Here is a 21,210-nt window from a genome sequence, read left to right on the forward strand (position 1 = left end):
TCGCATCAATTCCTCGGAGTTGCCTCCGCGCGCCGGGCAGCTCTATAGCTTGCGCTGGAGCTCCGCGAGCACTTCAGGTGTGATGGGGTTCTCGCCGCGCTCCAGCTGCGCAATCCACGATTTTCTTTGCGCGATGACGTCGTCGATCCCATCTGCCAGCGACGAAAGATCGAGAAAATCGCGAAAATCTGCCAGCGCCCCCTGGAGGTTGCCAACCGACGCTCGCGCGAGGCCGCGACTATCGACACTGCCCAAACGATCGAAGCCGTCGGTCATCTCGACGGCACGCCCGCAAGCGAACATCACCTCGGCTGCGTGACCCCACACGCTGCCGTTCCAGCAAAGCTGGTTCCACTCCTCGCTCGTCATCTCTCGCTTCGGATCGAGCTCCAATGCGCGCTCCAAAGTCGCGAGAGCCCGCTTGATGTCACCACGATAGGACAGGATGATCCCTCTTTTGATGAGGCCACCCGCCGCGTACTGCGCGACCTGTCGCGGATCGAACTCGAGAGTCGCGTCAAGCTCTTTGGCTTGTATGTAGAGCGGCAGTGCTGCTTCGAAATCGCCTTCCCAGGCTCGTCGTTCGCCTTCACGACGAAAATGCTTAGCACTGGCTTTTCGCGCGGTGGCTTCAGCATCGAGTTTCTGCGATCGGTCGAACGCGACCGCTTTGCGGAGCAAGGCGAGTCCGCCGTTGACATCGCCGTTCGTCGCCGCCGCCGTGCCGCGGATGACGAGGCCTTCCGCAGCGAGGCGATTCAGTTCCGCCCGACGGTCACGCGGCTTCTCGCCGGGATAGGTTAGTTCATCGACCCGCCGGTACAAGACACTGGCGCGATCCATTTCGCCGGCACGCGCGAGCTGTTCCACCATGAAGTAATAGTCGGGATGCACCGGGTGCCGGGTGCACGTACGCTCGTATGGAATGTCTGCACCGACGAATTGCTCCCACGCCCGCGCGGGTAGATTCGACGTAACATCCTTGCATATTTCGTCGGCCAGCAAGCCCGTCGGAACGCGCCATGTCTGCAGGCTTACGCGACGGCCGCCGCTCTCGCCGGCGCTGCCGGTCGCGACGAGACGCGAGCCATCGTCGCTGTATGCGATAGACTCCGTGGTGGCGGCCCGCGCAAGAACGATCGGCGGCGCATCGAGATTGGCGAGCTGGCGCAGTTGAACATCCGGGGTGACTGTGCCGATGGCGAGAATACTTCCGTCCTTGCTGAACGCTACGGCCGACGCTGGCTGGACGTGCGCGACGGTTCTGGGCTCAATGACCTGGCCGCTCAGCCGCCAGATCGCGACGGTTCGACCGATGGCCGCAGCGAGCTCTTGACCGTCGCGCGTGAACGCAAGCGACGTGACCCAATCCTCCGGACCTACGAGCATTCTCGGCGCTGCGTCGATCGGCGCGGTGCGATCCCACAGCAGAACTCTGCCGGTCGACGTTCCGGCTGCGACTGTTTTCCCGTCCGGGCTGAAGGCCAGCGAATGTATCGATCCGTTCGGGGCACGCATGACCTGCGGTTCCGCGGCGGCGTCAGCGAGGTTCCAGATGCGCACCGTGGCATCGTCGCCGCCCGAGGCCAGGGACTTTCCATCCGGGCTGAAGGCAACGGCAAGAACGGATTGGATATGGCCGCGGAGCACTCGCGACGTGGGCTCGCCTTGCGAGAGGTTCCAGACCCGCACGGTTTGATCCCAACTCCCGGAGGCGAGTGTTGTGCTGTCCGGACTGAACGCGAGAGCGACGACATCGGTCATGTGACCCTTCAGAAGGCGCGGAGGCGCATCTGCCTCCGCAAGACTCCAGAGGTTGATCACGTCATTTGTGCCCGATGCGAGAAGCGTTCCCTGCCGGTTCACTGCGGTCACGTGGGTTGGCTTGTCGGCGCGCAACTCCACCGTCGTCGTTGCCGGGGTTTTGGTGTTGATGCGGAGAGCCGCGTCCACGTCCGCGAGCGCTTCGCCGTTCACGCGCTCATTGAAGAGGAAGGCCTGTCGGGCGAGCAGCTTGCCCCACATCGTGGTGCCGTGCTCCGCCTGCTCGATTGCACGGCCTGCCACCAGCTTGACCAGCGCGACGATACGTCTGTGCTCGGCCTGGTCACGCTGTCTCACGGCTTCACGTTGTGCGAAAAGTGTGACGACGAAAGCAATCGACAGCACCGCCATGACGCCGAAGACGGTCCCGATCGCAACGGCCCGCCGCCTCGCCGCGCGCTTGCGGTCGCGCTGTTCGATTTCGCTGCGGCGGAGGTCAAGCAGGTTTGCGAGCAGCGTATACCAGGAGCCCTGGAACGTGCCCTTGTCGAGCTTGTCCCTGCGCGTGTCGAAATTGCGATAGTCGCCGGCCAGCGGCATTTGCATCGCTTCACAGAGCGCCTCGGGGAAGGCTTTCAGTGCCTCTTGATCGGGCGAGGCCTCGTTGTTGGGAAGCCCACCGATGAGAAGCGGAATGATGTTCTCCGCGCCGCGCGCCGCGGCGAACTGCTTGACCTCGTCGTTGACGAACGAGCTCGCGCGCGCGTGGGGTGAACAGAGCAGGATGAGCTTGCGCGAGTCGCGCAGGTGACGCGCGATCGATTGATGATATTCGACGCCGGTCAGGTCACTTTGGTCGCGAAAGACCCGCAGTCGGCGAGCGGGCACGCCCAGACCCTTCGGCGGCGAGTAAGTTGCCAACGCGCGCTCGAGCAGCTGCGCAAATTGCAGATCCTTCCGCGAGTAGCTGATGAACATGTCATGGGCGAACGGCGATTCGTCCGGCGCTGGCGAGCTCATGGAGGCTCCTATTCCGCACCGGGGTTTTCGTGCGCCCGCTGCGTCGACCGATTGTAATCTTGATCTCCAACAACCGTTGCTGTCAATCTTAGCCGTTCAAAGGTACGGACCCGAAACGCCCTACTTGCAGGATGGGGCCTTCACGGTACCAATAAGCCCGAGGCGATCGGCGCGTCAGTTGTTGGGTGTAGAGAGGACGTTGCGAAGAGCGGCTGCGATCGGCAGCTCATGACCCCGAAGCAGACATCACCTTCACTCTTAGCCCTGCCGCTACTCTTGCTCGTTGGGAGGCAGCGCAAGGACCTTCTTGAGCAATGCGGGATGGCCAAGAACGGCGCGCAGCTCCGATTTGTCGAGCCACGCAGCGGCGTCCTCCAGGCTTTCGCATTCCTCGATTTTGACCGTTGCCGTGGCAAGAGGCACGTCGACGGGCCCAAACCTGCGCGGACCGGGAAGGGATAGCGAGCCCAGATGCTCGCCCAGCAGCTCCGAATCCTGGCGGAGCTGGTGTAGCGCGCCGGCCATTTCGGTGGGCTCGGATGCAGCGAGTTCATTTGCACGGAGCAGCACAGCAGGTGGGGTGTTGGTTTCCGGCGTGGCAAAGACTCCGGGGCGCCTCAATCGTGAGGACGTTGCGATGCCCAAGGGAATTGAAAGCAGAAGGCCCAGCACCACCGGCGACATCCAGAGCAGTAGAGGCAAGGAAACAACATAGGCGCTGAGCGACAGGGCCAGCCCGCAGAGCGCGGGGCCGGCGAACTTGCGATACACTTCGCCGAGAGCAAGCTCTCCGTCGCTCCGGCGCTGCACTTGCCAGCCGGCGTCCAGGCCAACGAGAGTCTCCATGACGGCCTTGCTTTGGAAGATCATCATGCAGGGCGCGATCAATGCGGAGATGAGCGTCTCGCAAACGACCCCAGCAAATGCGCGCGAGCTTCCTGCAAAGCCACTCCGCTCTTCGCGGTTGCTGATCATCACAAGATAAGCCAGCAACTTCGGCAGGACGAGAAGCCCCATTGTGGCGGCGAAGACCCAGGCGGCAAGGACGGGGTCCTGTTGCGGCCAGGTCGGAAACAGGCTGAAACCCTTCGGAAAGTATTCCGGTCGGATGAAGTGCGCTTGCAGTGAAATGAGCAGGCCGAGCACCAGGAACAGAAGCCAAAGCGGGGCGGCCAGGTAGGAGCCGATCCCGGTCAGCAGATGCAGCCTCGATATCCAGTGCAGCCCGCGCGCGGGCAGCACCGCGAGATGCTGAAGGTTGCCCTGGCACCAGCGACGGTCTCTTCCCGCAAAATCCAGAATCGAGGGTGGGACTTCTTCAAAGCTGCCGCCAACGGCTGGTGCCATAAAGATCGCCCAGCCTGCACGGCGCATCAACGCGGCCTCGACAAAATCGTGGCTCAGAATGTGCCCGCCGAAAGGTTTGCGACCACGCAGCTCCGGCAGTCCAGCCTCCGCAGCGAAGGCCTGGAGCCGGATGATGGCGTTGTGGCCCCAATAGTTGCTGTCGCCACCGTGCCACCAGGCATTCCCGGCTGCGATGATGGGGCCGTACATGCGTCCCGAGAACTGCTGTAGCCTGCTGAACATGGTGCGCGCGTTGACGATGACCGGCTGTGTCTGGATCAGTGCGGCAGCGGGATGAGCTTCCATCGCGTGGACAAGGCGGACGATCGTGTCTCCTTCCATCAGGCTGTCCGCGTCGAGAACGATCATGAAGTCATAATTTGCGCCGAATCTCCTGACCCAGTCGGCGATGTTGCCGGACTTGCGCGCGGTATTGTCGGAGCGATGCCGGTAATACAGCCGATCTCCGCCGCAGGCGCGGCGCAGGCGAATAAACGCCATCTCTTCACGGATCCAGATGTCCGGATCGGTCGTATCGCTCAGCAAAAACCAGTCGAATTGCTTCCCGGCTCTCGTCGCGTTGACGGATTCATACATCGCGCGCAGCCGCGCCATGATATGGTGCGGATCCTCGTTATAGATCGGCAAGAGCATGGCCGTCCGCGACGTTACACGAGGCAGCGGGCACCTCGTGTCGATCGGAAGACCGGGCCGCCTGCGCGTCAGCAGGACAAGACATCCAGCAAGCGCTGACATGAAGGACAATGCGATCCAGGCGAGCAGCACGAGGAACAGCCCGAGCAGCATCGCCTCGAGAAACGTCACGCCGCCAACCTTCACGACGTCATACATGCCGTAGCCGCCGGCAAGCGTCAGGACCCCGGTTCCGGAAAAAAGGAAGAGGCGGCGAACCATCAAAGTGGCACCCGGATGCACCGGCGATCGTCTCGCTTCACCCGCGTGATCCAGCCGGCACGGCGGCATTTGAAGGGGGCTTTCTGGCGGCAAGAACGGGCAGCCAAGGGCATCGTGCGGCGGCGTGGGCGACAGCTTCAGGGCGTCCATCGATAGACCCATACTTCCGAGACCGGCTCATCGTTCTGAGCCAGGAAGGCGCGCAACTCGATCGCCGCTTGTCTCTTGACCGCGCATTGGAAGCTTAGACGCCACCCACCCGTGATGGGATTGGGTTGCGTGACGATGTTGCTGATCTCGGCCTTTTCGGCGGTCACCACGCCTTTGATGGTCTTGGCATCGATCTCTTTGAGTTGGTCTCCCATAAGTTCCAACACAAACAGTTTGCCGTCACTGCCCCGGCTGCCAATCCCGGTGCGAGTGAATCGTGCCAATGCCTTGGGTTTCGGCGCGTCCGGCCCCCAGTGCAGCCGATAAGTAAAGATATGCTCGCTCTTTGCTGCCAGCGGCTGCTTCGGCTGCCAGAGCGCGGCGATGTTGTCGTGGCCTTCCTCCTTGGTCGGTATCTCGAATAATTTTACCGCTCCCTCTCCCCAATCGCCGATCGGCTCGAACCACAAGCTTGGGCGTCTTTCGAAGCTGGATTCGAGATCCTGATAAGCAAAAAAGTTCCTCTCCCGCTGCATCAGGCCGAAGCCGCCGGGATGGACATCCGAAAAGCTGCTAATCTGCAGATCGTGCGGATTGTTGAGCGGCCGCCAGAGTTGTTCACCTCTGCCGTTGAACATCGCAAGTCCATCCGAGTCGTGAACCGCGGGGCGGAAATCGTCGACATCCTTGCGGTCGGCCGGCCCGAAGAAGAACATGCTGGTCATTGGCGCAAGCCCGGCATGTTCGACGTCGACGCGAGGATAGAGAGCCATCTCGACATCGAAGACCGTGGCTTGGCCCGGCCGAATCGTGAATCGGTAGCTTGCTGCCGCGCTTTTGCTATCCAGCAGCGCGTGCACCACGATGGAAGTGGCATTTGGCGCCGGCTTCTCCAGCCAGAACGTCTTGAAGACCGGGAACTCTTCGCCTTTGGCTTCGCCGGTATCTATCGCGAGTCCGCGTGCGGACAGACCATATGTCTGTCCTTTCGCGACGGCTCGGAAGTAACTGGCGCCCAGGAACACACAAACCTCATCATAGTAATCCGGTTTGTTGATCGGAGCATGAATGCGGAATCCGGCAAAGCCGATGTCGGCATCTTGCCATTGCCCGAGACCTTCTCCGAAGGAGAAGTCGCCGCGTCGATACGGCACCGGCATGACACTCCTGTCCGCCACCTGAAAGATGTCGACCCTGTTCTTGTAGAAAAAGCCGCGGTGGAAGAATTGCACCTCGAACGGCAGCTTATCATCACGCCACAGCGCCTTGTCGGGTACGAAACGAATGGATCGGTATTGGTCGTAGTTGAGGTTCGCCAACGCAGTCGGCAGCTTCTCGTCAGGAGGCTCGAATGGCTTGGCCGCAAGGGAGCGAGCAAGTTGGCGCACGTAGGATGGGCTGAAGGACGCGCCCGCTTGGGCATCCGTTGCACGCGGGAGCATAGCGGCAGCTGAAACAGCAGCCGATGCACGAAGGAATTGGCGCCGGTTCAAACTCACGTCTCCGAATGAAGCCAACGTGGGAAACGGTCGATGTTCCTCGTAGTTCCGCGGAAACGGGTGCGACAATGTCGTTTCGGCAGAACATTCGAAAGTCCGGCCGCCGCTACGAGCCGGCGCCAAGCGCGAAGATGTCTGATAGGCCGTCAGCACACGTGACTGCGGTCGAGCTGGCTCGCGGCTACAAGAGGATCACGAAGAGCCGCGAAGCACGCTCGATGCTTTCGCGTCACGACCGGTGATGGGATATCATCGCGGGCACTGCTTCAGGGTTGCAGCAGTGAGAGGAGACGTTGCCGGTCTTGTTGGAACCAAGCGAATGGCGCTCCAGCATTCCCGCTTGTGGCTTCATTAAGATAAGCCGAACAAGCCCGAGGATGTCTGCCTAGCTAGTCGGACCGGAGGCCCTGGATATAGGGAGCATGTGACCTGCGGGCTCGGATCACGCCGCGGGTCTAGTGTGAGGGACCGCAGTTCAGCTCCTTAATCCTCCCGGCGGCGTCAAACGCAAAAAGCGCAGTCATGACACCAGTACTGGTGATGTAGGAGATGACGGTCCCGTCGTGCGAAGGATTGAGATCGTCCAATTTGCCTGCCGGATAGTCTCGGAGGCGATCGACCCAATGGGCACGAAGTGCCTCGCGGCCGGTAATGGTTTTGACGTCGCCGCAGCCGCAGTGAACCACGGCATCTTCGGCATACATGTCCAAGATCGCTTCGATATCGCCCGCGCGGTAGGCATCCAGCCAGTCAATCGCAACGGCCATCGGGTCAAACGACATATTTTCTCACCCACATACCGTTAAAACCTGCAATTTTAGGTAGGGTTAACCCCGCTAAGCCTCTTTCTCCGATCGATTAATTGTATTTTAATACCCCACCCGGTTCCGGCCATATGCCGAAGCACATAGATGCCGGGCCGAGGCAGAGTCCATGTTAGACGTGACTGCCAAGCAGGGGATATCCGCGCGCATCCGGCTCGTGATCGGAGACCGACAACCGATCGTTCTACAGGGGCTGAAATCGGTACTCGGGGCACAGCAGGACTTCGACGTTGTGGCATCATGCAGCGATGGGACGAGCTGCCTCGAAGCAATCCGGAACTTGGCACCCGACGTCGCGCTTCTTGCTGAGACCCTGCCAGATCTGACGGTGTCCGAGATCCTCGCGATTGCGAAAGCTGAGAATCTTTCCACGCGCCTGGTGTTCTTTACCGAGGCCGAATCCGACCACGATCTAGCTGCAGCGATTGCTGCTGATACCTGCAGCGCCATTTCGAAGGATGCCTCCCCCGACACCATGCTGCGATCACTGCGACTGATGACGAAGCGCAGTGTGTCGCCCGAGGAGTTCGATCTCTTGCCAACCGGCAAGGACACTGATGGCGGCGGCAAGATTGAAAAGATGCTGGAGCTATTGACGCACCGGGAGCGTCAAATCGTACGACTAGTGTCAGAAGGAATGTCGAACAAGGAGATCGCGCGCCAGCTGAACCTTTCCCCAGGGACAGTCAAGGTACACCTGTACAACATATTTCAGAAGCTCGAGATCACCAATCGAACTGTGCTTGCGACCCTCGCGTTGCTGCAACGCCCCTCCGGCTTCGGCACGCTCGCGCTGGCCTTTCTGGCGATCGCCATTGCGGACGAACTCAAGGCCTCGGAAGCGAACGACATGCTTCCGAATGACGACAGCATTGGCCACGCGGGAGAGCACGCCGAATATGAGCCCTGGAAGAAAGCCATTCTCCGGCACCTCATCGTCTGGGAATCCGCCGAGACGCCTCCGCTCACCCAGAGAGACTATTTTGCCAAACTGAACCAAATCGCGGACCCGGCGGCGGCAATCGGAGCGCTGCCCGCGGCTGAGCAATCCCTGGGCTCGAAGCCGTGGAAAGACCACGGGCCTGCTGGATCGAGCGCGCCCAGTCTTGCTGCGCTTTCGCTGCGAGGAATGAACGACACACAGATTGGAGGTGTCCCGCCCCCGGAACATCAAGTCTCGCGGCTTGCTTCCAATCCGATGTCGCTTCACGGAGAGTATGGCGCCTTTGCCACTCTCGCCGGCGCGCTGATCTACGCGCTGCACGATCCCCATCTCGCCGTGCCGTCGCATGAGCCGGGTCAGGCCTCGATCGACAGCTTCCTGGCCGCCACCGGAGAGAATGCAGCTACAAAGCTAGCCGCGATCACCAATGCCGACGCCAATCATGTAGAGAACTCAGCCTCGGGTTTCCTTGCGCACGATTCCCGCCCGCCTTCCGCGTTGGTGACCACTGAAAACGAAAGCGTCGCTGGAGAAGGCGCGCGGGGCCAAATGAACGATGGCGCCGCGGGTGACAACCTCCAAAAACCTCTTGCCTTATTGGACTTTGGTCACGATGCCGATATTGGCGGGTATAGCCGCGGTCAACTGATTGGCGGCAGCGTCGAAGAAAAGGTTGTTCATCGCTCCCCGATTGATTCCAATTCTACCTCGTCCTCCCCTGGCTTCGACTTTGCATCTGGGCCGAGCAGGATCAATCTTGCAGCTTTCGGAGCCCTTGCTTGGCTGCATATGACAGCAGCAAGCAAGTCCATACCGCCACATACCCTCGCCTGGATCTACAACCCCGCAAGCAATGAAACGATCATCTATGTGAACCCGACCGATCATGTTCTTGATATCGGGGATCACGGCCTGCTGGAAATCCATCTGCAGGGGATTGTGTCCATTGCGGATTCGGATGTCGTCCACCACCCGGAAGGCACGGCTGTCGCGATCACCTTGGAAGAGCTCGAAGCAGCGCTGATACCGGTGGCCGCAACCGATGAGAGTGTCCTGAGTGCGGACAATGTCCATGGCATTGTCGGCACGAGCGAGAGCACAATCGGGACGGAGGGAATCTGGACCCGATTGGCCGACGACGGCTTGAGGCTTCAATTCGGGCAGACTCGGGGCGGCTCAGGGGCGTCGTCGAGGTTCAGAACCTTCACGAGCGATTCGGCGGATGCAACGGAAGAGAGCGATGGTGCCTCTCGCGTGTCGGTTCGCGGATCATCAATCGAGCCTGCTCATGGCGCGACGGCTGCGACATTTGAAAACCTCACGTTCAAGAGTGAGCCGATCAAGACGGACATCGGCATTTTGTCGGCTGGGCCGAACGAGGTGGTCGGACCGAGCGTCGTAACGGACGCTAGCGCGGGCCGCGGCAACTCGCAGCACGCTTCGGAGCCAGAGCCTGCAAAGGCGGCAGCCGCGGAGTCGGCGAACGCCGGCTCCAAACCGGGCAACGGCGTCGGCAATGTCGCCGAGCATCACGCTCCGGCTTCGAAGGCTACGCCGGGGTCGACGAAGACGGCAGACCCAGGCGGCGCGGAACACGGCAAATCCGGGCACGCAGCCGCTGCAGCAAGCGCACCGGAAGCAGTCGAGATCGATCAGGACGTGGCAACGGCCGCCAGCGCCGGCCGTGGCAACTCGCAGCATGCTTCGGAGCCAGGACCTGCAAAGGCAGCAGCCGCGGAGTCGGCTGAAGCTGGCGCCAAGCCGGGCAACGGCGTCGGCAACGGCGCCGAGCATCGCGCTCCGGCTTCGGACGCTTCGCGGGGGTCAGCGAAGACGGCAGAACAAGGTGGCGCGGAACACGGCCATTCAGGGCACGATTCACACTCAAGCGCCGCAAGCGCACCGGCAGCAGCCGAGATCGTCGAACTGAGCGTCGCAAGCGCGCACAGCGCTGGCCGCGGTAACTCGCAGCACGCTTTGGAGCCAGGCCCTGCCAAGGCGGCGACCACAGAGAAGGCCGAAGCGAGGTCCACACCGGATCACGGCGTCGGCAATGACAATGAGCATCATTCCTCGGCTTCGGATGGTTCGCGAGGGGCAGCGAAGACGGAAGAACGAAGCGGCGTCGATCACGGCAACTCGGGCCACCACCCAAGCTCTGCAAACGCACCGGCAGCAGCCGAGATCGTCGAATCGAGTATCGCAAGCGCCGACAGCGTGGGCCGCGGTAACTCGCAGCACGCTTTGGAGCCAGGCCCTGCCAAGGCGGCGGCCACAGAGAAGGCCGAAGCGAGGTCCACGTCGGATCACGGCATCGGCAATGGCGCCGAGCATCGCGCTGCGGCCTCGGACGGGGCGGGGGCGCCAGCGGCGGAGAAGACGGCAGAACCGGCCGTCGCGGAACACGGCAGCTCGGGGCACTCAATCTCTGCGAACTCGCCGGAAGCAGGCGGGATTGCAGCCGGCGGTGACGCTGGAGGCGGAAACGCGCAGCAGGCGGCGCAATCTGCTGCAACTGCATCAGAGGCCGCACAGCCGGCTAAAGCTGCGTCCGAGACCGGCGGGGTAGATCAAGACCTAGTGTTCCGCTTCGATAGCGAGGCAGCTCCTTCCACTCCCGTCGCGGCAGTCGAGCCTAAGGAATTTCATGCTCCTCTCGATCCGCGCGTTCCGCTCGGTCACGAAGAGGACCTCGAGATGATCGTCAAAATGGTCCCTCATGCACTGGACGAACACACGGCCAACCACGGCAATAATGGTCCGCATCACGGCATCGTACCTGCGCCTCATGACTTGCTGATCTGAAGCGTGCCATGCACCATCCGGCATGACGATGCGGTCACGGAGTCCTGTCCTTGCTCAAACTCTACAGATGGCCGTCCGACGACTGGCAGGACATCGGCGCGGAAATGCCGTCCGAGATCATCTGGGCTGATCTGCTGAATGCGACCGAAGAAGAAAAGCAATTCGTCGAGCGGTTGCTGAAGATCAGCATTCCCTCGGAAGAGTCGCTCAGCGAGATCGAGGCGTCGAGCCGGCTGATCTTCGACCACGGCACGCTCTATCTCAGCTCGCCGGCGGTCCGGCTCAGCGAGGATGACGAGGCCGAGATCACGCCGGTGGGTTTCGTCATCGGTCCGCACGTGTTGGTGACGGTGCGTTTTGCAGAGCTGCCGATCTTCGACGACATCAGCAAGAGCGTCGGCTCCGACGCCAGCCTGGAGAACGGCATGTGCGTGTTCGCCAGCCTGCTCGAGGCCATGATCGATCGCGGTGCCGATGTGCTGGAGCATCTCGGCGCCAAGGTCGATCAGCTCTCGCGGGGGGTCTTCAAGGGCGGGCTGGTGCGCACCCAACGGCCGGTGCGCTCCAGCCGCAAGATGCGGGAGGCACTGGAGATGATCGGCGAGCTGGCCAATCGGCTCGCCAAGGCGCGCGATGTCCTGCTCGGAGTGGGCCGCATCGCCTCGTTTGCCGGCGATGTCGGCAGCGAGTGGATCACGGCTTCGTCGAAGAAGCGCCTTGAGGCCGTGTCGAAGGACGTCGTCTCGCTCAGCGATTACGAGACGCGATTGTCGGACAAGATCCAGCTTCTGCTCGATGCGGTGCTCGGCTTCGTCAACATCCAGCAGAACGAGCTGTTCAAGATCCTGACGATCGTGTCGGTCGTCGGCGTACCGCCGACCATCCTGGTCGGGATCTGGGGCATGAACTTCAAGCACATGCCCGAGCTGGACTGGACCTTCGGCTACGTGCTGGCCTGGCTCGCAGTCATCGCCAGCGGGGTGCTGCCGCTGATCTGGTTCAAGCGGCGCGGCTGGTTCGATTGATTGATGGCTGCGGCGCACCGTCGGAAACGGCGCGCCGCTGCTTGATCATGCGGCCTTATCACGCGGCCTTGGCGTCGACGTTGCCGATCCAGTCGCGCGCCAGCGTCACGTCGGCTTGCGACAGTTGATGGCCTGCCGGCAGGACCCTGTGGGTCACGCTCGCGCCTGCTTGCGAGAGCAGAGCCGCAAGCCGTGCCGAATTGCTTGCCGGCACGATCGGGTCGCCCTGTCCTGAGAGGAGCAGAACGGGCTTGCCTGCAAGATCGGCGTTCGGCGGATCCGACAGCGGCACCATGGCCCGCAGCAGGATCGCGCCGAACAACGCCTCCGGCTTTAGGAGCAACAGCGCCGCCGCGATGTTGGCACCGTTGGAGAAACCGACCGCGATCGGCGCGGCGATGCCGTATTGCTTCCGCGCCTCCGCGACGAAGTCGCCGAGCTCGATCGCGCGTCGCCGCACGTCCGCCTCGTCGAACACGCCTTCGGTGAGACGGCGGAAGAAGCGCGGCATGCCGTGCTCGAGCACGCGGCCGCGCGGCGAGAGCAGGGCTGAGCCGGGCGAGATCATCTCGCCGAGCCCGAGCAGGTCATTCTCGTCGCCGCCGGTGCCGTGCAGCAGCAGGAGTGGAGGGGGGCCCGCGCTGGTCGCGGGCTCGAAGCGATGGATGAATGCGGTTTCGGTCATGACGCGGTCTCTTCGAGGCTCGGCAAGACGCCCTCGATCTGCTTGCGATGCGGTTCGAGGAAGCTCGGCAGCTTCAGCTCACGCCCCAAGGTCGCGACGGGCTCGTCGACTGCGAAGCCGGGAATGTCGGTCGCGATCTCGAACAGCACGCCGCCGGGCTCGCGGAAGTAGATCGAGCGGAAGTAGTTGCGGTCGCGCTGCTCGGTCGGGTGCAGGCCGTGATTGCCGACGAGCCTCTCGGCCATCTTGCCCTGCTCGGCATCGTCAGCCGCACGGAAGGCGATGTGATGCACCGAGCCGCCGCCCTGATGCCCGCGCAGGAAACCCTTGGCTTCGTAGATGTCGACGATGCTGCCTTCGGCATCGCCCGGTGCCTTGAAGCGGATCACCGAGCCTTCGCGTCCGGTCTCCTTGAAGCCGAACACGTCGGTGAGGACGGCAGCCGTCTTGGCCGCGCTGTCGAGCAGCAGGGTCACGCCATGGAAGCCGCGGATCGCATGCTCGGCCGGCACGTCGCCATTGCTCCAGCCCGGCTCGTCCTCGGCACCGGGAATGCCAACGAGCGCGAGCGCCATGCCATCTGGATCGGTGAACGGCAGCACGGACTCGCCAAAGCGCTTCTCTAGCGCCTCGTAAGCGATGCCCTTCTCGGTGAAGCGCTGCGTCCAGTAACCGAGCGAGCGTTGCGGCACGCGGAACGCGGTCTGATGGGTCTCGCCGACACCGCGGCGCCCGGCCGAGACGCCAGCCCAGGGGAAGAAGGTCAGGATGGTGCCGGGGCGGCCGGTCTCGTCGCCGTAATAGAAGTGATAGGTGCCCGGATCGTCGAAATTGACCGTCTTCTTGACGAAGCGCAGGCCAAGATCCCGGGTGTAGAAGCCGAAATTGCGGATGGGGTCGCCGGCGATCGCGGTGACATGGTGCAGTCCAGACATTGTCGTCCTCCAGATTCGGGGAGCGGTCTTGCTCTGGCCCCAAATATCGTTCCGCTTTGGATTGGAGACAATCCATGCAAATATGACGACTATGTCTACTATTTGGAAACAATCGTCGGAGCGGGCTGTTGGATAAGCTCAGCAGCCTTCGCGCCTTCGTGAAGGTGGTCGAGAGCGGCAGCTTTGCGGAAGCCGGCCGGCAGCTGCGGCTGTCGCGCTCGGCGATCAGCAAGTACATCGCCGATCTCGAGGAGAGCCTCGGCGTCCAACTCCTGAACCGCACCACCCGGCACGCCAGCCCGACCGAGAGCGGCCAGCGCTATTTCGAACGCGCGGTCGTGATCCTCTCGGAAATCGAGGCCGCCGACCAGGCGGTCACGCAAGCCCAGTCGGCGCCGCGGGGCTTGTTGCGTGTCAATGCGCCGATGTCATTCGGCACGATGCGGTTAGGTCCCGTGCTGGCCGATTTCATGGCGCGCTATGGTGAGCTTCAGCTCCAGATCGTGCTCAGCGACGATCTGCTCGATCCGGTCCAGGATGGGTTTGACGTGACGTTGCGGATTGCGGAGCTGGAATCCTCCAGCCTGATTGCGCGAAAAATCATGCCGGTGGCGCGCATGATCTGCGCGTCGCCAGATTATCTGGCGCGCCACGGCACGCCAAAACATCCGCAGGATCTGCGCGAGCATGCCTCGCTGACCTACGGCTTCCTGCTGACAGGCAATCAGTGGAAGCTGACAGGCAGCGACGGCGATCACTGGATCCAGCCGGCCTGGACGCTCTGCGTCAACAATGCCGAGGTGCTGCGCGACGTCGCGATCAAGGGCAGGGGGCTGGCGCTGCTGCCCGAGTTCATCGCCGCCGATGCCCTGCGGAAAGGCGAATTGCGGACGGTGCTGGACGACTATTTCGCGCCGCCGCTCGCGCTCTATGCGGTCTATCCGCCGACGCGGCATCTGTCGGTGAAGGTGCGGCTGTTCATCGATTTTCTGGTCGAGCGGTTTGGCCGGGACGTGGACGAAGCCGTCGCTTCAGATTGAGGTTGGAAACATTCAACTCAAGCCGGAGGCGGGATACTATTATACCGCAGCTGAAACTGAACTTTCTTCCGATCGCTCAGGACTCATCCTTGCGTCCCGACTTTGCGCCTTAGGACCAGAGAGCTTCAGCCGCTGCCGGGGCGTCGCCGAGGGCGCTCTTTCGTGCCACCGCGAAAGGCGGCGGCATGATGTGTAGCTCGCCGGCACTTCTCAACTTGATTTCAACCAAGTGCAGGAGGAGCCTATGCGGAAGTCTCTCACCATTTTCCTTTCTGGCGTGGCATTGACTGTCGCGGCGTCAGCCGCCGTAGCCGGCGAGCGGGTGCTTGAGTTCAAGCTGATCACGAAGCCGATCGACCTCAAGGTCATCGAGGCCGCAAACGTCGAAGGACAGACGGTTGTGTCTGGTAAATTCTTCGGGGTCGCCGTCTTCAACGATGGCCGTATCGGAGTGAAAGAGTTCGTCAATACTTCGGACTTGCTCAAAGGATCGGGCCCCTTCTTCGGCTATAGCACTTACACGTTCGAGGAAGGCTCGATTACGGCGCGCTACACCGGTTCAGCCAAAGACGGCAAATCAACGGGCGAATATACGATCCTATCGGGCACAGGTGCTTATGCGAACGCCACGGGTACGGGAACAATCGAAAGCGCGCCGAACCCATTCAAAGGCGTCAACCTGCTAAACATAAAGCTCGTCGTTAAGACGTCCGGCTCATGACAGCGGAATGTTCACAGGTCCCGCACGAAGCGAGTTGACCCAGGTCTGGCGTGTTGGCCCGGCCGGCGGCACATTGCCGGCCGGGCGACCTGACATCGCGCCAAGCGCGCGCCTGACAGCACAAGAATGTCAGTGCTTGAGCGACGCTGAAAAGGCGACCAGCGCGATCATGTCGTCGATGCTGAGATTCTCGACAACCGGTTTCATGAGTTCGCTATTGGCGCCCTTGCGCGCCCCTGATTTGAAGTCGTAGAGCTGCCGGAACATGTAAGTGGGCGAACGGGACGCAATCCCTGGCGCGATGGCAGTCCCGTTGAGGTCAGCACCGTGACAAACCCCGCACTGGACGCGCGGATCGCTGTTCGCTGCCAGCGTTCGTCCTTTCTGAACGCTGCCTACCGGGACGTAGGCGATGAAACGAGCGCGCGAGTCCCGGCTGACAAAGTGTTCGACGTTTTCCGGTATCTCGATGATGCGCTGACCGATGGGTTCTTTCTCGGTGCCGTCTAGCGGAGCCAAGAACAAGTCTCTCACCTGCGTTTTTGGCACCGCCTCGGTCTCTACGACGGCAATATTCGATCTCGGCTTGATGGAGGCGAAGTAGGCCGCGGCCTCTGCGAGTTCCTGATCGGTCACCGCTTTGGACAACTTGATCATCAGGTCGGTGGCGACGCGAGGGGCCGAGTTCGTGCGCAGGCCAAGCTTGAACTCCGTGGTTTGCTGAATGATGTATTCCGCGGAGAGCCCAAACAGGCTGGCATTCTCAGGACCGCCCGGTCCGTCCGCCCGGTGACAGACGCCGCACGCGAACACCTCTGGCTTTCTCCCCCTTGCCACGATTTCCGGCATTGGTGGATGATCGTTCGGATGCCAGTCGGGCGCGGCGAACAGATCGCGCACTTGCGTGAGCGTAAAACCTGCGGCGCTGTCAGGAACGTGCCTAATGGCACCATCGTCAGGCGTGCGTTGAAAATTGGGTGGGTTTACCGGGTAGGCCCATGCCGGCGGGCCCTCCTGGGTTTGCGCGCGCGCCCCTGCCGCGGTGAGCAATGCCATCGAGAATGCCCATAGAGCAATCGGAAATCTCATGGCTCTCGACCTCTCAGCGCGTCGGTGAAGCCAGACTGTATTTTCCGAAGGCAAGGATCAGGAGCGGCTAACCGACCGCTTGTCGGGGACGGGACGCCTCAGCTGCTCCGCCAGATCGAAAACGCCATTCAACGCCCGGGACTCGCAGTCGTCAATGTGCAATTCAGCTGTCGGGGTCAGCGGACGCGGTCACCCCATTGGTCCCGATCGTAGGCCTGCAGGATGCGGACAAAATCAGCCATGCTGGATTGATCTCGGTGTTCGGCCACCGCCGCAACCTGGGTATCGGATGCAGGCTGGCTCCCTTGCCAAAACCGCACGAGGAGATCGGCGATGTTTTTCATGGCGTTCTCTCAACAGCCAACTTTGACGGTCGACACCAGGTCTTGAAGCGGCATCCTGCCGCTCGATCAGGAGAAAGGCCGGCGGGCGCTACGCCGCCGGACTTGTCCTGCAACTGCCGGCTCGCGGGGCCGGTTCCGTTGCCTTTCACTCTGTGCTGGTAGATAGCAAGAGCACTTGGTCGTCGCCATTGTGCGGGGGTATGACGTGACCATACTGAGGTAGGGTCAAATTGTTGCTCGGCCGCGCCCAAGAGGGGCGGCTAGTCGAGCGAGCGCTGCTCGGCTGGCTGAAGCAGATCGTCAAGCGCGCTCATCGACGCTTCCCGCAGCGCGGCGAGTTCGCGAGCGGCACTCGGGCATTCCTGCAGTGGCATCGCGGCCGCCGTCAGCTCGATCTCGCGGCAGCGTTCGAACAGGCGGACGAGACCGAGCGCACTCGCCGCGCTGCCGAGCTGATGCGCGGATCGCGCGAGCTGCGCGTGATCGCCATTCGCCGCAGCCTTGGTGATGTCCTCGATCAGCTTTTCGCCGGTCTCGTCCAGCAGATGGTGGAGCTTGTCGATTTGCGCGGCGCCGAGCAGCTCCCGCTGGTCTTCGAGAAAGTGTCGGTCGATCAATGCGCCGGCCGCAAGCTGTGTTGCGGTCGTCCCCTGCGCAGGATCGTCCTCGATCGCTTCACGCAGCGCGTTGATCAGGATCGGCTTGCTGACGACCTTGGCGATGCCGGCGCCTGCGAGCCGTTCTCGGGCGCCGCGCGATACGTCCGCGGTCACGGCGATGATGCGCGGCATCTTCGGCAGACCGAGCTTGGCGATCCGCGAGGCCGCCTCAATGCCGTCCATGTCGGGCATGTGCAGGTCCATCAGGATGACGTCGAACGCCTGATCGCGGGCGAGCTCGACGGCCGAGGTGCCGTTCCTGCCGATCGTGGCGCGGTGGCCGAGCCTCTTCAGGATCGCTTCGCCGACTTCGCAATTGACGGGATCGTCGTCGACCAGCAGCACACGCAGTTGTCGCGACGGCGGCGCAAGCGCGCCTTGCGCGATGCCGCTTGCGGCAAGGCCGAGCGGCACTTCGAGCGTGAACGTGCTGCCCGCGCCCGGTACGCTCTCGACCGTCAGCTCGCCGTGCATCAGGCGGGTGAGGCGGCGTGCGATCGCAAGTCCGAGGCCGGTGCCGCCGAAGCGCCGCGCGATGCTGTCGTCGGCCTGGACGAAATCCTCGAAGATCCGCTCGTGCAGGTCGGGCGCGATGCCGATGCCGGTGTCGCGCACGGTAACGCGCAGCAGCACGTGATCGTCGTGCGGCTCGGCCGCCGCGTTCACGCCGATCCCGCCGCTCGGGGTGAACTTGATCGCGTTGCTGATCAGATTGAGCAGGATGCGATTAAGTCTGACGGGGTCGCCATGCGCGGCGGTGTTGATCGTCGCATCGCAGGCGAGGTCGAAGGTCAAGCCCTTGTCGAGGGCTTGCGGACGCATCAGGTCGGCGGCAGCTTCAATGAGCTGGTCGAGACGGAAGTCGCGCGTCTCCAGAATTTCGGTGCTGGCCTCGAGGCGCGCATATTCCAGCACCGCATCGACCAGCGCGATCAGCGTTTCCCCCGACGCCGCCGCGGTGGCGAGATGGCGGCGCTGGGCCTCGCTGAGGCTGCCGTCGTCCAACAATTGCAGCACGCCCATGACGCCGTTCAGCGGCGTGCGCAGCTCGTGGCTGACGACGGCGAGGAAGCGCGACTTGGTCTCGTTGGCCGCTACGGCCGCGCTGCGCGCGCGCTCGGCGGCATCGTGCTCGGCAAGCGCCTGGTCGCGCCTTCTCGAGTTCCGAGGTGCGCTCGACCACCTTGCGCTCCAGCGTGGCGTAGGACTCGCGAAGATGCGCTGCCATGCGGTTGAACTGGTCGCCGAGCGCCTCCAGCTCGTCACCGGTCTTGATCGCGAGCCGCTGGCCGAGATCGCCGCTGCCGATCCGCTTGGCTCCTTGCGTCAGCATCTGGATCGGCACGGTCATGCGCCGGCTGAGAACGAGCGACACCAGAACTGCACCGACCAGCAGGATGACGAGGAGAAAGGTCGAGCGGCCGATCGAGGCGTAGATCGGCGCGTAGGCTTCGGTGAGCGGCAGCTCGACGAACACCAGCCAGCCGAGCGAGGGCACAGTCGCATAGGTCGACAGCACGCGTTGGCCGGACAGATCCTCCTTGACGTGGCCACCCGAAGGCGGCCCGACGCCGTCGAGCGCGGCGCGGACGTCGATATGGCCGGAGAGATCGCTGCGCTGGAGCGCCCGCCACAGGTCGGGATGGGCGATCAACACGCCCATGCGGTTGACCACATAGGCCTTGCCGGTGTTGCCGACCCTGATCCCGGCGACCAGGTCCCAGATGAAGCGCAGATTGACCTCGGCGACAATCACATCAGGAGCGCGGCCGGTGCCGCGCGTGGCCAGCGTCATGAACGGCTCGGTGTCGCCGAAGAAGTAGACGGGTCCGTAATAGGCCCGGCTGTCATTGGCGCCGCGGAAGGCGGGCGAGGCGGAGAGGTCGGCGTTGCTGCCGACCTTGTCGGCGACACCGCGCGACACGCGCACCTGCTCGCGGCCCTGCGCGTCGAGCTGGGCGATTTCCGCGATCGCAGGCGAGAGGCGCAGAAGGCGGATGGCGTTCAGCCGCTCGTCCTCGTTGGTCGACAGCTCCGGCGGCAGCCGGGCGAGCCATCTGATCTGGTTTTCGATCTGGCCGATGAACTGGCCGATCTGAATGGCTGCGGAGGCCGCCTGCTCGCGCTGGGTCGCCGCCAGCAGCTGCTTCTGTTCGCGATAGGAGAACCAGACGTCGAAGCCGGTGTTGATGGCGAGCGCGGCAAAGGCAAGCGCGACGATCGAGTAGAGATATTTTCTAAACAGCCGGCCGGGAGGCGTCCGCAAAGATCCCTGGTCGGTGGCTTCGTTCACTCGCGGATCTCGTCGGCGCGCGCGAGCAGCGTGAAGGGTATCGTCAAGCCGAGCGTGCGGGCGACCGTGCGGTTGATCAGCAGCTCGTATTTGCGCGGTGATTGCACCGGCAGATCGCCGGCCTTGGTGCCGCGCAGGATGAGATCGACGTAATTGGCCGAGCGCACCTCGAGCGTCGGCCCGTAGCTCATCAGCCCGCCGGCATCCATGAAGTAGTGGAACGGATAGATCGTCGGCACGCGGTATTTGGCGGCTGCCGCGATGACAGCGTGCCGGTTGACCACGAGAAAGCTGTCGACGAGCGCAAGCATCGCCGCCTTGGGCGGTTCGGAGAAGCGCCTGATGGCTTCGTCGATCTCCGTTGGCGCGTTGACGGGCGCGGGGACCGCGGACACGCCGGACGCTGCGGCCTCCTGCTCGATCGATTCGAGAAAGAAGCGCCCGCCGCGCGGCGTGGTCGCCGGGTTGAACAGGACGCCGACACGCGCAACATCAGGCACGACCTCGCGGATCAGCTGGAGCCATTTGCCGCCCATCTCGGCGGTGCTGTTGGTGAAGCCGGTGGCGTTGCCGCCGGGATGCGCGAGGCTTTCGACGAAGCCATTGCCGACCGGATCGTTCGCGGTCGCGAACACCACCGGGATGGTCTTGGTGGCGGCAAGGACAGCCGCGGTCTCGACGGTCGATCCCGTCAGGATCACGTCCGGCCTGAGATCGAGCAATTCTTGAACGGCCGTCTTCAGCCTGTCCGGTGCGCCGAAGGTCGAACGGACCTCGAGACGGAAGTTGACGCCTTCGACCCAGCCGCGTTGCCGCAAGCCGACAATGAGGCCGCCCAGCCGGGAGGTCGCGCTGTCTGTCATGTTCCGTCTGGTCAGCTCGTCGTCGAGCGGCAACGCGGTCAGCGAGGCGACGATCCGCATGCGATCCGGCGTTGCGCCGAGCGCGATCCAGCCCGCGGCCGATGCAGCCGGCAGACGAATGAAGCCGCGGCGATTGATTGCCATGGAAACGAAAGACCGCCCCATCATGGAATGCGTTGCACGATCGCCTTGTGTTGCTGGATGCTTAGCGCGAAAGCGGGGTGCCCACAATCGACGAAAGGCGCATGTGAATGTTCATTCGCACGCCTTCGGTCCGGCCATCCATTGG

13 protein-coding genes and 1 pseudogene are annotated in these 21,210 nt (G+C 62.8%); 4 read left to right on the forward strand and 10 right to left on the reverse strand.

The features are described from left to right. Window positions 1-42: 42 nt before the first annotated feature. The 4 genes from YU9_RS44550 to YU9_RS0105515 all read right to left on the reverse strand — a co-directional run bounded on the left by YU9_RS44550 (window position 43) and on the right by YU9_RS0105515 (window position 7,477). On the reverse strand, window positions 43-2,784 hold the full coding sequence (locus YU9_RS44550) for a TIR domain-containing protein (RefSeq protein ID WP_027571875.1): 2,742 nt from the start codon (window positions 2,782-2,784) through the stop codon (window positions 43-45). A gap of 270 nt (window positions 2,785-3,054) precedes the next feature. Beyond that, window positions 3,055-5,196 carry a glucans biosynthesis glucosyltransferase MdoH gene (mdoH, locus tag YU9_RS0105505; RefSeq protein ID WP_027571876.1) on the reverse strand — a complete coding sequence of 714 codons (2,142 nt, stop codon included), beginning with the start codon at window positions 5,194-5,196 and terminating at the stop codon, window positions 3,055-3,057. Continuing rightward, complete coding sequence (locus YU9_RS0105510) at window positions 5,184-6,689, reverse strand: glucan biosynthesis protein G (protein WP_027571877.1); 1,506 nt, start codon at window positions 6,687-6,689, stop codon at window positions 5,184-5,186. The genes mdoH and YU9_RS0105510 overlap by 13 nt, the downstream gene beginning before the upstream one ends. Before the next feature lie 461 nt (window positions 6,690-7,150). Then, window positions 7,151-7,477: a nuclear transport factor 2 family protein gene (locus tag YU9_RS0105515; protein ID WP_027571878.1), complete on the reverse strand. Its 327-nt coding sequence runs from the start codon at window positions 7,475-7,477 to the stop codon at window positions 7,151-7,153. Between the two features lie 151 nt (window positions 7,478-7,628). On the opposite strand from YU9_RS0105515, the gene YU9_RS0105520 reads away from it, so the two are divergent. Together YU9_RS0105520 and YU9_RS0105525 are read left to right on the forward strand one after the other, a co-directional pair. After that, window positions 7,629-11,267, forward strand: a complete 3,639-nt coding sequence (locus tag YU9_RS0105520) for a response regulator transcription factor (RefSeq protein WP_027571879.1) — start codon at window positions 7,629-7,631, stop codon at window positions 11,265-11,267. A gap of 50 nt (window positions 11,268-11,317) precedes the next feature. Continuing rightward, window positions 11,318-12,292 carry a magnesium transporter CorA family protein gene (locus YU9_RS0105525; protein WP_027571880.1) on the forward strand — a complete coding sequence of 325 codons (975 nt, stop codon included), beginning with the start codon at window positions 11,318-11,320 and terminating at the stop codon, window positions 12,290-12,292. A gap of 58 nt (window positions 12,293-12,350) precedes the next feature. Here the strand turns inward: YU9_RS0105525 and YU9_RS0105530 are convergent, their stop codons facing one another. Together YU9_RS0105530 and YU9_RS0105535 are read right to left on the reverse strand one after the other, a co-directional pair. Then, window positions 12,351-12,977 carry an alpha/beta hydrolase gene (locus tag YU9_RS0105530; RefSeq protein WP_027571881.1) on the reverse strand — a complete coding sequence of 209 codons (627 nt, stop codon included), beginning with the start codon at window positions 12,975-12,977 and terminating at the stop codon, window positions 12,351-12,353. Further along, complete coding sequence (locus YU9_RS0105535) at window positions 12,974-13,912, reverse strand: ring-cleaving dioxygenase (protein ID WP_027571882.1); 939 nt, start codon at window positions 13,910-13,912, stop codon at window positions 12,974-12,976. The genes YU9_RS0105530 and YU9_RS0105535 overlap by 4 nt, the downstream gene beginning before the upstream one ends. 128 nt (window positions 13,913-14,040) lie before the next feature. Between YU9_RS0105535 and YU9_RS0105540 the strand changes: the two genes are divergently transcribed. Both YU9_RS0105540 and YU9_RS0105545 read left to right on the forward strand, forming a co-directional pair. Beyond that, window positions 14,041-14,952, forward strand: coding sequence for a LysR family transcriptional regulator (locus YU9_RS0105540; protein ID WP_027571883.1), 912 nt, complete (start codon window positions 14,041-14,043; stop codon window positions 14,950-14,952). Window positions 14,953-15,196: 244 nt separating this feature from the next. Further along, the gene (locus tag YU9_RS0105545) at window positions 15,197-15,673 is read left to right on the forward strand and encodes a hypothetical protein (protein WP_027571884.1); all 477 of its coding nucleotides are present in this window, start codon (window positions 15,197-15,199) and stop codon (window positions 15,671-15,673) included. Between the two features lie 129 nt (window positions 15,674-15,802). Here the strand turns inward: YU9_RS0105545 and YU9_RS0105550 are convergent, their stop codons facing one another. From YU9_RS0105550 to YU9_RS0105565, 4 genes and pseudogenes are all read right to left on the reverse strand, one after another. Further along, window positions 15,803-16,729 carry a c-type cytochrome gene (locus YU9_RS0105550; protein ID WP_036017069.1) on the reverse strand — a complete coding sequence of 309 codons (927 nt, stop codon included), beginning with the start codon at window positions 16,727-16,729 and terminating at the stop codon, window positions 15,803-15,805. A 209-nt stretch (window positions 16,730-16,938) separates the two neighbouring features. Beyond that, window positions 16,939-17,106, reverse strand: coding sequence for a hypothetical protein (locus YU9_RS48875; protein ID WP_198028210.1), 168 nt, complete (start codon window positions 17,104-17,106; stop codon window positions 16,939-16,941). Between the two features lie 260 nt (window positions 17,107-17,366). Then, a pseudogene (locus tag YU9_RS51000) lies at window positions 17,367-20,058 on the reverse strand (ATP-binding protein). Beyond that, the gene (locus YU9_RS0105565) at window positions 20,055-21,065 is read right to left on the reverse strand and encodes an ABC transporter substrate-binding protein (protein ID WP_245266309.1); all 1,011 of its coding nucleotides are present in this window, start codon (window positions 21,063-21,065) and stop codon (window positions 20,055-20,057) included. The pseudogene YU9_RS51000 and the gene YU9_RS0105565 overlap by 4 nt, the downstream one beginning before the upstream one ends. Between the last annotated feature and the right edge of the window lie 145 nt (window positions 21,066-21,210).

Source organism: Bradyrhizobium sp. WSM1743 (assembly GCF_000473065.1).
In the GTDB taxonomy this organism is placed as follows: domain Bacteria; phylum Pseudomonadota; class Alphaproteobacteria; order Rhizobiales; family Xanthobacteraceae; genus Bradyrhizobium.